Source organism: Bacillus benzoevorans, assembly GCF_014207535.1.
Classification (GTDB): Bacteria; Bacillota; Bacilli; order Bacillales; family Cytobacillaceae; genus Bacillus_BD; species Bacillus_BD benzoevorans.
In genome coordinates this window covers 1-13585 of record NZ_JACHGK010000037.1, presented here as the reverse complement: position 1 = coordinate 13585, position 13585 = coordinate 1, and the positions used below count along the sequence as shown (strand labels likewise).

Genomic DNA, 13585 nt, shown 5'->3' with positions numbered 1-13585 from the left:
CACACCCGTTCCCATCCCGAACACGGAAGTTAAGCTTCTCAGCGCCGATGGTAGTTGGGGCTTTGCCCCTGTGAGAGTAGGACGCCGCCAAGCAAAGTAAAGAGTACCCTGAGTGGGTGCTCTTTTTTTGTACTTTATTAAAGGCTCGGAAGAGCCGCAAACTAAACCAAAAAAAGTACTACGTGTAAAACTCATCCCACACAAGAGTGAAGCAAAGCTTCACGAACCCTCTAAGCCCCGCCATCCAAAAATCTACTAAGTCCCACCATCTAAATATCCCTAGTTGTTAAATACTGATAGGCTAAAAAAGGCCCTTTTTCCGATGTAACATCTAGAAAGCTAACGATAAAAGGATAATCCCTGTTTGGCATCGTCTTTAACAGCTCGCTCCACCATTCTGTCTCATAGCGGGCAATCATGCTTAAATTGTAAAGGAGCAAATAATGAACGAGCAGTTCCGGAAAGTTGAGCAAATCTCTTTTTAACAAAGAAAAATAAAAGTCCTGATCTTCTAAATGATATTTAAACGGAAGCAAATGTGAATGCGAATTGTGACAATCAAATAATAATAAATTATGTTCTTTTTTCTGGAAGGAGAGCGTTCCCGATGATTTATTCTGTATGTATTCAACAAAGCGGTTTTCCGTCATATGAAAATGATCAATCACTTTAATAGGAAATGCAAAAGAAGATTGATGAAGGGGAATCTTCATAAAGGTATTTTGCTTTTCTAACATCGTAAACATCGGTGCCAGTTCAGGGATTTGCTGCAGCATCTCCCTCATCGTAATTTTATCTCCCTCCATATGTTTTATATTAAACATACGCTCAAGCATATAAGGAAAAAGGCCATTTTTTTGGTATTTTACCTCATCGTCAAAGAACTCGTATTGCTGTTTCTTTCTTTTCCTCGTTGAAACCCCATGCGAGAGAACAGTTGTATTTTCAGGATAATTTGGATTCGTCGTTAAGATGCATGCTTTGATTAAATGAACAAAGCCATAAAATAATAATATCGGCTTAATTAAAAGAGGGGATTGCATGGACTGTTCGTAATAAATTTTGGCATGCTCCAAATAATAGATAAAGGGATAGCTGTTTTCATAACCCTTTTGCTCTGCATTTTCGATTCCTAATTTTTTGTAGCCATTCTGCAGATAGCTTTGCGTATCAGATGCGGAAAAGAAGTGTGAGAAGGATTGAAAATTTTTATAACTATGGATCAAAGTGAATACCCCCAAATATTCAGAAATATTAAACATAATGTTCTTTCCTTGACAGTATTTTATCCAATTGATAACCTACTAATAATATTTTCGTGTGCAGGAGGTCTTTTTTTATGTGGGAAAGTAAGTTTTCGAAGGAAGGATTAACATTTGATGATGTTTTGTTAATCCCGGCAAAGTCTGAAGTGCTTCCAAGAGATGTAAGTTTAAAGGTTCAATTGACAGATAAGATTAAGTTGAATATTCCAGTCGTTAGTGCAGGAATGGACACAGTTACAGAAGCGGAAATGGCGATTGCCATGGCTCGTCAAGGCGGAATTGGTATTATTCATAAGAATATGACAATTGAACAGCAGGCGGAGCAGGTAGACAAAGTAAAACGTTCAGAATCCGGCGTTATTACAAATCCTTTCTTCCTTACACCTGATCAACAGGTATTTGATGCAGAGCACTTAATGAGTAAATATCGTATCTCAGGAGTGCCTATTGTAAATAATTTAGAAGAAAAGAAACTTGTCGGTATTCTCACAAACCGTGATCTCCGCTTTATTCAGGATTACTCAATCAAAATTTCAGACGTAATGACAAAAGACAACCTAGTAACAGCACCAGTCGGAACTACTTTAGAAGATGCAGAGAAAATTCTGCAAAAGTACAAAATTGAAAAGCTCCCACTAGTCAATGATGACGGCGTATTAAAAGGATTAATTACAATTAAAGATATTGAAAAGGTTATTGAATTTCCAAATTCAGCTAAGGATCAGCAGGGACGGTTATTAGTTGGCGCAGCTGTCGGCGTTTCCAAGGATACACTGCCGCGTTTAGAGGCATTAGTTAAAGCGGGCGTCGATGTCGTAGTTATTGATACCGCTCATGGACATTCTAAAGGTGTCCTAGATACGATTAAAGACATCCGTGCGGCTTATCCTGAATTGGCAATCATTGCGGGTAACGTGGCAACAGGTGAAGCAACAAGGGCATTATTTGAGGCAGGAGCAGACGTTGTGAAAGTTGGGATTGGACCTGGTTCTATCTGTACAACACGTGTCGTTGCTGGTGTCGGCGTGCCGCAGATCACAGCTATTTATGATTGTGCTACGGAGGCTAGAAAGCTTGGTAAGGCGATTATCGCTGACGGCGGTATTAAATATTCAGGAGATATCGTGAAGGCTCTTGCATCTGGCGGACATGCCGTTATGCTTGGCTCTTTACTTGCCGGTGTATCGGAAAGTCCCGGAGAAACGGAAATTTTCCAAGGACGCCGTTTTAAAGTATATCGCGGCATGGGATCTGTATCCGCTATGGAAAAGGGTTCAGGTGACCGATACTTCCAAGAGGATACAAAAAAATTCGTGCCGGAAGGTATTGAAGGACGTCTGCCATATAAAGGACCTCTTGCTGATACGATTTATCAGCTTGTTGGCGGACTGCGTGCCGGAATGGGTTACTGCGGAGCAAAAGATTTAGAGGCATTAAGAGAAAACAGCCAATTTATCCGCATGACGGGTGCAGGTTTAAGAGAGAGCCATCCACATGACGTACAAATTACAAAAGAAGCACCAAACTACTCATTACAGTAATAATTTAAGCAGGGATCAATCCTCCCTGCTTTTTATTTTTTGCCAGGCTAAGTTGGAATTTGCCGAAAGTGAAATTTGGAGATGTCAGTATCTGTTTTTTCAATGGTACTTATGATAAAATAACGAAGGTTAACTTAATTCAGCAGAAGTCGTTACTTCGATTAGTGGTGGAATGAATGCAATAAGTTCACGACTCCAGCTCGGGTTTAAGCCCATGCTGAATAAAGTTAAAGCCTCCGGCGGATGCCTCGATTTTTAAAAGGAAATTTTTCAAGCAAGCTTGAAAAAATCGGGCGCAAATACGCCAAGGCGCATTTGATTAGTAGTTGGAGGGTTTTCACATTGAAAAAATATTTTTCTCGTAAAAAGATAGCCGGATTGTTAGCGTTAATTCTACTTCTTAATCTTTTCCCAGTGTTACCTAAAGCAAATGCCGAGGATGTTTTAAATGTCAACGCAAGTGCTGCTATTTTGGTGGATGCTGAAACGGGAAAAGTACTTTATGCCAAAAATCCTGACGAGGTACTGGGAATTGCCAGTATGACTAAAATGATGACAGAATATCTCCTTCTTGAAGCGATAAAAGAAGGAAGAGTGAAATGGGATCAGGAATATGCGGTAAGTGACTATGTCTATAAGATTTCTCAGGATCGCGATCTGTCAAATGTGCCATTAAGGGCTGATGGTACTTATTCCATTAAGGAATTGTTTGAGGCGATGACGATTTATTCCGCAAACGGGGCAACTATTGCGATTGCTGAAACGATTGCCGGTTCGGAATCAAGCTTTGTTAAAATGATGAATCAAAAGGCAGAAGAACTTGGCTTAAAGGATTATAAGTTCGTCAACGCAACTGGTTTAAATAACCATGACTTAAAGGGCATGCATGTGGCTGGAGATCCTGAAGAAGAAAATATCATGTCTGCACGTGCTACGGCCAAACTTGCCTATCATCTATTAAAAGATTATCCGGAAGTGCTGAACACAACTTCGATTCCGAAAAAGAAGTTTAGAGAAGGTACGGATGATGAAATCAATATGGAAAACTGGAACTGGATGCTCCCAGGGCTTGTTTTTAAATATGATGGAGTGGACGGATTAAAAACGGGTACAACTGATTTTGCCGGCTACTGCTTTACTGGTACTGCAAAACGCAACGGCGACCGTTATATTACAGTCGTGATGAATGCAAAAGGTGAAGGAGGAGCAGAAGGTACATATAAATCAAGATTTGATGAAACAAAGAAAATGTTTAACTATGCTTTCTCCAATTTCTCAACTAAGGAAGTTGTTAAGAAGCATGCACAGGTGAAAAACTATGAAACACTTCCTGTCGTAAAAGGGAAAGACAAAGAAGTGAAAATTTATACAAAAGATGCACTAGACCTTGTTGTAAAGAACGGCGAAAAGCAAAACTACAAAACAAAGGTTATTATTGATAAGAAACTTTTAAATGAAGACGGTGAGCTGACAGCTCCAGTTAAAAAAGGAGACAAGGTCGGCTATATCACTGTTGCAGCAAAAGATGGAGCGGACATCCAATTCCTTGATGCGAAAGATACTGTAAAAGTAGATTTGGTTGCCGCTGAGGATGTCGAAAGAGCCAACTGGTTTGTTCTTGCAATGAGAGGAATCGGCGGATTCTTTGCTGATATATGGAACGGCATTTCATCTACAGTCAAAGGCTGGTTTTAATGTAAATTTTCCTCTTAAAAGTGGAGTTTTGCATAAACCTGTTGTAAAATGATAATAAATAAAGTAATGAATGAAATTTCCTATAGTAAAAAGCAATGAGAGGAAATAGTAGCAGGATCGTTGTTCTTTAGAGAGCCGGTGGTTGGTGTGAACCGGTGGATAACACTTGTGAATCCATCCTTGAGCAGAGTATGGAATGCCAATGATGGCTAGTATATACTTTCGGGTAAAACCGTTATCGTTTTTAAGGTGGAAGGCTCTTGCCTTCAACTAGGGTGGCAACGCGGGTAACTCTCGTCCCTTTTTAGGGGACGGGGGTTTTTTGTTTTCTACGAAGCCGCTCGGACGGTTTGCATAGATCATCTATGCTTTTCATAAAAGGATAAAATAAGGAGGAACTTTAAAATGCTTGATATTAAATTTTTACGCGCGAATTTAGAGGAAGTAAAAAACCGATTGCAGCACCGCGGGGAAGATTTATCTGAACTGGATCATTTTGAAGAACTTGATGTAAAACGCCGTGAATTAATTGTTGAAGCTGAACAATTAAAAAGTAAGCGGAATGAAGTTTCACAGCAGGTAGCAGCATTGAAGCGCGAAAAGCAGGATGCCGAACAATTAATTGTGGAAATGCGTGAGGTCGGTGATAAAATTAAAGTGCTGGATGAAGAGCTTAAAACAGTTGAAACAGCGCTGGAGCAGATTCTGCTCGGGATTCCGAATATTCCTCATGAAAGTGTACCTGTAGGTGATACAGAGGATGAAAATGTACCGATTAGACATTGGGGAGAAAAGACACAATTCGCTTTTGAATATAAGCCGCATTGGGATGTGGCCACAAACTTGGATATTATTGATTTTGAACGTGCTGGAAAGGTAACAGGAAGCCGATTTGTTTTTTATAAAGGCCTAGGGGCAAGATTGGAAAGAGCTTTGTATAGTTTCATGCTTGATCTTCATACGGAAGAACACGGCTATGTAGAGGTATTGCCACCGTACATGGTGAATCGTGCCAGTATGATAGGTACAGGACAACTGCCGAAATTTGAAGAAGATGCCTTCTTGGTGGAAGAGAAAGACTACTTCCTAATTCCGACAGCTGAGGTACCAGTGACAAACTATCACCGTGATGAAATCTTAAGCGGAGACGATCTGCCAATCAGCTATGCAGCATTTAGCGCCTGCTTCCGCTCTGAGGCCGGTTCTGCCGGAAGGGATACAAGGGGCTTGATTCGCCAGCATCAATTTAACAAGGTGGAATTAGTGAAATTTACGAAGCCGGAGGATTCTTATGAGCAGTTGGAAATTTTAACTGGACATGCTGAAAAGGTCCTTCAGCTTTTGAAACTGCCTTACCGTGTGCTAAGCATGTGTACAGGAGACCTTGGTTTTACAGCAGCGAAGAAGTATGACATCGAGGTATGGATGCCAAGCTATGATAACTATCGTGAAATTTCTTCTTGCAGTAACTTCGAAGCATTCCAGGCAAGAAGGGCGAATATTCGCTTCCGCCGCGATCCGAAAGGGAAGCCGGAGCATGTCCATACACTGAATGGTTCCGGGCTGGCCATTGGCCGGACAGTGGCTGCCATCCTTGAAAATTATCAGCAAGAGGATGGAACGGTTGTTATTCCAGAGGTTCTTCGCCCTTACATGGGAAATAGGGAAGTAATTTCTGCTAATAAATAATGCCTATTTTGTTCTATTAAGGGTATAATAAGCGACTGTTGCAATATTATTCCGGGCGAGAAATTTCCCCGGAATAATATTGACTTTGATTTCTCTACATGCTATATTACTAATTGTCTGAAACGGAGGTATACCCAAGTTCGGCTGAAGGGATCGGTCTTGAAAACCGACAGGCGGGTCAAACCGCGCGGGGGTTCGAATCCCTCTACCTCCTCCATAATTAAATATTACCGCGCATAAAATTGGAGATATATCCGCTGCTAACAATAGCAGCGGCTTTTTTTCGCTATAAAAAAAAAAACTGCAAACGAGAAGTCTGCAGTTTCCTATCTCTTATGTTTCGAGTCCATGTTTTCTAACTACAACGTCATCACGAAGCATGGTCCACATCGCTTTGTCTTCCAGCCCCAGCCTCCAAAGAGCTAAGCCTCTGATGCCTAAGCGGTTCGCCAGCTGTGCCTTTGCCAGGATACTTGCACGATTTTCAAACCAAACCTCATGTTTCACCCCTTGGGCATTTGTATAGGAAAACATCGGAGTCTGTGTTTCCTGATCAAAGGTTATTTGTTGATTATACTGCTTCGCTAACGCGACGGCGCGATCATAAGTTACATAAGCGGCACGGCCTGTTTTAAGGTCAAAATCAAAGCCGAATACCGAAACAGCCGCTACAATTTTTTCTTTTGGCATGATCGTCATGGCATAACGTAAGACCTTTTCCATCCGTCCGATGGATACTACTGGTCCGGGACCGCTTCCCGGCCATCCATGCTCATTATATAGCATGACAACAAATTGATCGGTTGGCTGATGAAGATTCGGATAATCAAACGGTTTGGCAAAAACACTTGGATCTGCCGGTCCGGTCTTTGATGGAACGGCAGTCGAGAAGAAATAGCCTCTCTCATCAAACACACGCCCAATCTCACGGTAAAGCTGGGTCAAGCGATTGCGGTCCTCTTCCAATACATCTTCAATATCAATGTCGACACCGTCTAAGTTGTACCGCTCAACCAGTCTTACTAAATTGAGGGCAAAGGCATGCATATTTTGCGGCGATGAAACGAGCTGATGGATGACTTGTTTTGCAAAATCGACTCCTTCATCGTATAGAAGATTATGAACAGTGGCCAGCATTTTTACATTATGCCTATGCCCGATCCTCACTACCTCCTGCAGCTCTGCATCGGTAAATTCACCAAACTTATCAATCGTTGTTGGATTAGCCCCGCTGATTCTAAATAGGAACAGCCCGTTTTGTGATATTTGCGCGATATTTGTAGTAAATGATTGATAGGAGCTCGGTAAAGTTGGTCCTTCCTCTAATGTATAGTAGCCCAGGATTTCAATAATAGGCTTTGAGCCGTCATAAGCATGCAGTGTTGTCACGGCTTTTGTGACCCATCCCGGATTGCCGTTAAATAAAGCAACCCTATACCAGTCTCCCTGAACTCCTAATAAGGGCAGCCTTGCGCCTCGATCCATCTGGGCGATGACTGGAAAGGTCTCCCCCGGTCTTTGCCGGATATTCGCCGAATCAACATTGACGATGACTTCAGAAAAAACTGGTATGATCAGTGTCTGACCGAGCGTTAGATTCATACTTTCTAAATGATTGAGGGTTATAATGCTCTCAACCGTTGTGTTATAACGTCTCGCAATAGAGAACAATGAATCTCCGGCTTTTACGACATATTCAGTTTGTCTTATCTCATCGTCAGAAATTTTCAGCCTTTGTCCGATATAAATAATGTTTGAAGGCAGGTTATTTATGTCTTTCATGTTTTGAACTGTTATTCCGAAGCGCTGTGAAAGAGTGTTTAGTGAATCTCCCGGCTGGACATAATAATATTGAGCATTCCTTTCCTCCGGAATAACAAGCTGCTGGCTGACGTAGAGCCCGCTATTACGCAGTCCGTTGATGCTTGTTAGCTCTTCCACAGACAGGCCAAATTGTGCCGCAATTTTATACAGGCTGTCTCCAGGCTGTACACGATACACTGTTCTTTCAGCATCAGAGGGAATTGCCAGCTGCTGTCCAATATAAATGACATTGGTTGTTAAACGGTTTTCGTCCTTAATACTTTCTATCGAAGTGCTGAACTTATCAGCAATTGTCTGCAGCGAGTCCCCATGCTGTACTACATACTTTATCCGCTGAACATACATATTAGTCTCATCTCCCTCCCCTAGACATCAGTATAAATATATGCAGTGCGTTAAAGAATTTGACCAAAAGCTGCCTTATAAAGCTCCGGCACCGGCTTCGTTATCACCCGCAGAAAAGGCCCCTATTCATGAAGAACGCACGATAAATACCACTTGCAATCTATGTTAGGATGAATCATGATATAATTTTTTTAGTAAAATATGAATTTCATTGCAGTGAGGAAGGATATTAATATACATGGCTGAACATTATACGGACGAATTTTTTATGATGGAGGCTATTCAAGAAGCCCACAAAGCGCTTGAGCTTGGAGAGGTTCCCATTGGGGCTGTCATTGTGTTGGACGGCGAAATCATCGCCAGGGCTCATAATTTACGAGAAACGACGCAAAGTGCGGTTTCCCATGCTGAGCTTTTGGCGATTGAAGAGGCATGCAAGAGGATAAGTTCCTGGCGCTTGGAACGAGCTGCCCTGTATGTTACATTGGAGCCGTGTGCGATGTGCTCCGGGGCAATCATCTTATCAAGAATTGAACGGGTGATATATGGTGCCTCCGATCCAAAGGGCGGCTGCGCAGGGACTTTTATGAATCTGCTTCAGGATGAGCGCTTTAATCATCAAAGCGAAGTAATCCCCGGTATACTGGAAAAGGATTGCGGTGAACTGCTGACGAATTTCTTTAGAAAAGTACGGGAAAGGAAAAGGGAAGAAAAACGGAAACGGCAGGAGCAGGCCTTGAAGGGAAATACAGAATTTGACATGGGATAGGCATTGCTTTTTACAATGAATATTAGTATACTTAATTATGCGTCGTAAGGACGCCTAATATTATGGTATCAATTTTGCCGTGCTAGGCGGGGAGGTAGCGGTGCCCTGTACTCGCAATCCGCTCTAGCGAGGCTGAATCCCTTCCTGAGGCTGATCTCCTGTAGGGTCTGCCTTAAGTAAGTGGTGTTGACGCCCGGGTCCTGCGCAATGGGAACCCATGAACCATGTCAGGTCCGGAAGGAAGCAGCATTAAGTGGGTACTCCCATGTGCCGCAGGGGTGCCTGGGCCGAGCTAACTGCTTAAGTAACGCTTATGGGAATCAGTCGACGGAAGGTGCACGGCAGTTAAATTTACCTATAATAAAACCCATCTATCATAGGATGGGTTTTTTACTTTGTAAAAGAGGAATCACCATTTTTTTAATTAAATACATAAAATTCATTTAGGTTTTTGAAACAAAGTAATTATTTAAGTTATAATGGTTGAAGATGATATAAGGAAGGGGGCGTTAAGTTGAGTTATCAAGCATTATATCGTGTATGGCGTCCGCAGAGCTTTCATGATGTTGTCGGACAAGAACATGTAACGAAAACACTTCAGAACGCCCTGATCCAGGATAAAATATCACACGCGTATCTTTTTTCAGGACCCCGCGGTACAGGGAAGACGAGTGCAGCGAAGATTTTAGCAAAGGCGGTTAACTGCGAGCGGGCACCTGTCGAGGAACCATGCAATGAATGCCCGTCATGCCGAGGCATTACAGATGGTTCCATTTCCGATGTCATCGAGATTGACGCAGCCTCGAATAATGGGGTCGATGAAATTCGTGACATCCGTGATAAAGTAAAATATGCGCCAAGTTCAGTCAAATTTAAAGTGTATATTATAGACGAAGTGCATATGCTGTCCATTGGAGCCTTTAATGCTCTTTTAAAAACATTGGAGGAACCGCCGCAGCATGTGATCTTTATTTTGGCGACGACTGAGCCGCACAAGATCCCGCTTACAATTCTGTCCAGATGTCAGCGCTTTGATTTTAAACGAATTACAGCCCGCGATATTACCGGCAGAATGAAGCATATTGTTCAGGAAACCGGGGTCGAATGTGATGAGGAAGCGCTGGCAGTAGTGGCGAGAGCAGCTGAGGGTGGTATGCGCGATGCTTTAAGTCTTCTGGACCAAGCGATATCATTCAGCGAAGACAGGGTTACGCTGGAGGATGCTCTTACGGTAACAGGTGCCGTTTCACAGCTGTTCTTGCTGCAGCTTGCGGAAGCGATTGGGCAGCATGATGTTGTAAGCGGTCTGGAATCCTTAGAGGAGCTTCTCTTCCAAGGTAAGGATCCAGTAAGATTTATTGAAGACATGATTCTGTTTTATCGGGATATGCTGCTGTATAAGTCAGCTCCGAATTTAGAGGAATCACTGGAACGTGTAACCCCCGACGGCAAGTTTCAAGAATTGGCCAAGGAAACAAGTCCAGAGGATATTTATCAGCTGATCCATTTATTAAGTAAGACGCAGCAAGAAATGCGCTTTACGAATCATCCGAAGATTTTCCTTGAAGTAGCCATCGTCAAGCTCTGTCAGCAGGAAAGTGCTCAAGTCAGAGTCAGCCAGACTCCTTCTGACTACAGCCAGCTTCAGAATAGAATTACCCAGTTGGAAAATGAAATCCGCGACTTGAAGCAGCACGGAGTTGTGAGGGTTGAGGAGTCACAGCAGCATGTGCAAAAGAAAACGAGCCGCACCTCAAGAAAAGGATTTACAGCACCAGCCGGGAAGATTAATGAAATCCTCAAACACGCGACAAAACAGGACTTAATGGTCATTAAAGGGCGCTGGGCTGAAATGATGGAGAAGATGACTGTTTCACAAGCCGCTCTCTTAAAGGACGCAGAACCGGTTGCTGCCTCAAATGAAGCCTTTGTCATCAAATTTAAATATGAAATTCACTGCCAAATGGCAATGGAAAAAATGGATGAGTTTGCAATGGTTATTGGAAACCTCATTGGGAAAAGAATGCAAGTTGTCGGGGCTCCCGAAGAACAATGGCTGAAGATAAGGGAATCCTTTTTAAACAGCCACAGCAGGGAAGGTCACGAAGAGGCTGATTCTGCTGAAGTGGCTGGGGCAGCAGAGGAGCCGATTATTGCAGAAGCGAAGAAGCTATTTGGAGCAGAGTTAATTGAAGTAAAAGATTAACTTCATGCTTGATATACAAACTAAGAAAAAAATAATATAGTATAATCTGTTAATACCAATTTGAAGGAGATGAATTGTATGCGCGGTGGAATGGGAAATATGCAAAAAATGATGAAGCAAATGCAAAAAATGCAAAAAGATATGGCAAAAGCTCAGGAAGAATTAGGTGAGCAAAGAATTGAAGGAACAGCCGGCGGCGGTATGGTTACCGTAATCGTTACTGGGCATAAAGAAGTCGTAGACGTGCAAATTAAACAGGAAGTAGTGGATCCGGATGATGTCGAGATGCTTCAGGATTTAGTACTTGCAGCTACAAATGATGCTTTGAAAAAAGCAGATGATCTTGCAAATTCAACAATGGGACAATTCACAAAGGGAATGAATCTTCCGGGGATGTTCTAATTTCTAGGAGGCTTAAGTCAATGCATTACCCTGAACCAATATCAAAGCTGATTGACAGCTTCATGAAATTGCCAGGTATCGGCCCGAAAACGGCTGTGCGTCTGGCTTTTTTTGTCTTGAACATGAAGGAGGATACCGTTCTTGACTTTGCAAAGGCCTTGGTCAATGCGAAACGGAATTTAACGTACTGTTCAGTATGCGGTCATATTACAGATCAGGATCCATGCTATATCTGCGAGGATTCCAGAAGAGATCATTCGACGATATGTATTGTTCAAGATCCGAAGGATGTCATTGCAATGGAAAAAATGAAGGAATTTAACGGACTCTATCATGTATTGCACGGGTCCATCTCACCAATGGACGGAATCGGTCCAGAGGATATCAATATACCCTCTCTGCTAAAAAGACTGCAGGATGAAACCGTACAAGAAGTGATTTTGGCCACCAATCCAAACATTGAAGGTGAAGCAACAGCTATGTACATCTCCCGATTAATCAAACCTTCCGGGATCAAAACAACGAGAATTGCTCATGGATTGCCTGTAGGCGGGGACTTAGAATATGCCGATGAGGTAACTTTATCAAAAGCATTAGAAGGCAGAAGAGAACTTTAACTTCATTCAGCAAAAGTCAGCCACTTCTTATAAGTAAGGAATGAATGTAAAGGGACTTCTAGTCAATGGGTTTTAAACCCAGGCTGAATGAAGTTAAGCCTCCGGCGGATGCCTTGGATTTTCAAAGGGAATTTTTCGAGCGGGCTCGACGACGGACAGGACGTCCTAGTCAGGCTAGACATAAGGATGTGGCGCTTTGAGCGTGAAAAAATCCGGGCGGCAAAGTTCGCCGAGGCGAATTTGATTTTATGGAGGCACAAATGAATGTTTTTTCGGCGCAAAGGCAAACTGCGGAAAGAATATGATGAAAAACTAATCAATCAGATTCATCTTTTAAAAAGTCAATGGGATCACCAAAATCATTTATTGGATAATAGTTTCGATCCTTTTGGCGAGGTTAACCTGCAGGTTAAAATTTCAGGGGCTAAATATGTTTTCTTATTAAGAGAGGCAAGAAAAAGAAAGATTTCCGCAATTAAATAAAGAGCTGCTTTTTCCCGTCTCCCCTCTGGTCTATTTTGTACGAGCTATTCATACAGTAGAAGTAAGTATAAATAAGCTGGAGGGAAGGATCTCATTGGAGCCAATCGTTGTGATATCAGTTTTAGGCGCTGTTATTTTGCTGCTTCTTGTGATTGGAGCGCCGATCAAACCTATCCATTTTCTCGGTCAAGGGGTTATTAAGCTTTTAATAGGTGCCCTTTTTTTATTTTTCCTCAATTTGCTCGGAAATCAGTTTGGCGTCCATATTCCAATCAACTTGGCAACATCCGCCATATCGGGATTTTTAGGCATTCCAGGTATGTTTGCTCTTGTTGCCATTGATATGTGGATTATATGACAAGCAGGGCTGACTCATGTGTTCTGACTATGGTTAAGCCTCCTTTCCAGAGGGGGTCATGCCGTTTGGCTGGATGGATCAATAGTCTTAACTGAATCAGCCTTTTTTTTATGGATTTTTTTATAAAAATATATTGACGCGATATACTAAAGCTGATAATATTATTGAAGTCGTCACAAGGTGATTGTGATTAAATAATTTTTTTAAAAAAAGTTATTGACGGCATCGTTTGAAAGTGATATATTATTAAAGTCGCTTACGAGCGATAAAGAATTGCTCCTTGAAAACTGAACAACAAAAAGTCAACGTTTATTATAAGTCTTTTACTAAAAAAGACATTTTTATGAGCTATTCAACTCTTTATTGGAGAGTTTGATCCTGGCTCAGGACG

Annotated in this window: 11 protein-coding genes, 1 tRNA gene, 1 rRNA gene, 1 other RNA gene and 1 other annotated feature; of the genes, 12 read left to right on the top strand and 2 right to left on the bottom strand. The window is 42.0% G+C overall.

The features are described from left to right. Positions 1-93 (top strand): 5S ribosomal RNA (gene rrf / locus HNR53_RS22670); the annotation flags it as partial. 176 nt (positions 94-269) lie between these two features. On the opposite strand, the gene HNR53_RS22665 is transcribed toward rrf, so the two are convergent. Then, positions 270-1226 carry a YaaC family protein gene (locus HNR53_RS22665; RefSeq protein WP_184530386.1) on the bottom strand — a complete coding sequence of 319 codons (957 nt, stop codon included), beginning with the start codon at positions 1224-1226 and terminating at the stop codon, positions 270-272. Positions 1227-1339: 113 nt separating this feature from the next. On the opposite strand from HNR53_RS22665, the gene guaB reads away from it, so the two are divergent. The 4 genes from guaB (at position 1340) to HNR53_RS22645 (ending at position 6407) form a co-directional block, all read left to right on the top strand. Next, on the top strand, positions 1340-2806 hold the full coding sequence (gene guaB, locus HNR53_RS22660; RefSeq protein ID WP_184530384.1) for an IMP dehydrogenase: 1467 nt from the start codon (positions 1340-1342) through the stop codon (positions 2804-2806). A 342-nt stretch (positions 2807-3148) separates the two neighbouring features. Beyond that, on the top strand, positions 3149-4501 hold the full coding sequence (locus HNR53_RS22655) for a serine hydrolase (protein WP_246439783.1): 1353 nt from the start codon (positions 3149-3151) through the stop codon (positions 4499-4501). Between the two features lie 86 nt (positions 4502-4587). Continuing rightward, positions 4588-4806: a binding site (T-box leader), on the top strand. Between the two features lie 100 nt (positions 4807-4906). Then, the gene (gene serS / locus HNR53_RS22650; RefSeq protein WP_184530380.1) at positions 4907-6190 is read left to right on the top strand and encodes a serine--tRNA ligase; all 1284 of its coding nucleotides are present in this window, start codon (positions 4907-4909) and stop codon (positions 6188-6190) included. Positions 6191-6314: 124 nt separating this feature from the next. Continuing rightward, positions 6315-6407 (top strand) — tRNA-Ser (locus HNR53_RS22645). Between the two features lie 116 nt (positions 6408-6523). On the opposite strand, the gene HNR53_RS22640 is transcribed toward HNR53_RS22645, so the two are convergent. Further along, positions 6524-8359: a LysM peptidoglycan-binding domain-containing protein gene (locus HNR53_RS22640; protein WP_184530378.1), complete on the bottom strand. Its 1836-nt coding sequence runs from the start codon at positions 8357-8359 to the stop codon at positions 6524-6526. Between the two features lie 238 nt (positions 8360-8597). Here HNR53_RS22640 and tadA point away from each other — a divergent pair, with 238 nt between their 5' ends. From tadA to HNR53_RS22605, 7 genes are all read left to right on the top strand, one after another. After that, entirely contained in the window at positions 8598-9128 is a 531-nt protein-coding gene (tadA, locus tag HNR53_RS22635; RefSeq protein ID WP_184530376.1) for a tRNA adenosine(34) deaminase TadA, read from the top strand. Between the two features lie 77 nt (positions 9129-9205). After that, positions 9206-9470, top strand: an RNA gene (gene ffs / locus HNR53_RS22630) — signal recognition particle sRNA large type. A gap of 172 nt (positions 9471-9642) precedes the next feature. Next, entirely contained in the window at positions 9643-11334 is a 1692-nt protein-coding gene (dnaX, locus tag HNR53_RS22625) for a DNA polymerase III subunit gamma/tau (protein ID WP_184530374.1), read from the top strand. A 78-nt stretch (positions 11335-11412) separates the two neighbouring features. Then, a complete protein-coding gene (locus HNR53_RS22620) occupies positions 11413-11736 on the top strand; it encodes a YbaB/EbfC family nucleoid-associated protein (protein ID WP_184530372.1) in 324 nt (107 codons plus the stop codon). 20 nt (positions 11737-11756) lie between these two features. Further along, the gene (gene recR, locus HNR53_RS22615; RefSeq protein WP_184530370.1) at positions 11757-12353 is read left to right on the top strand and encodes a recombination mediator RecR; all 597 of its coding nucleotides are present in this window, start codon (positions 11757-11759) and stop codon (positions 12351-12353) included. A gap of 264 nt (positions 12354-12617) precedes the next feature. After that, positions 12618-12836 carry a YaaL family protein gene (locus HNR53_RS22610; protein ID WP_184530368.1) on the top strand — a complete coding sequence of 73 codons (219 nt, stop codon included), beginning with the start codon at positions 12618-12620 and terminating at the stop codon, positions 12834-12836. Positions 12837-12930: 94 nt separating this feature from the next. Further along, positions 12931-13194, top strand: a complete 264-nt coding sequence (locus HNR53_RS22605) for a pro-sigmaK processing inhibitor BofA family protein (RefSeq protein WP_184530366.1) — start codon at positions 12931-12933, stop codon at positions 13192-13194. Positions 13195-13585: the final 391 nt, after the last annotated feature.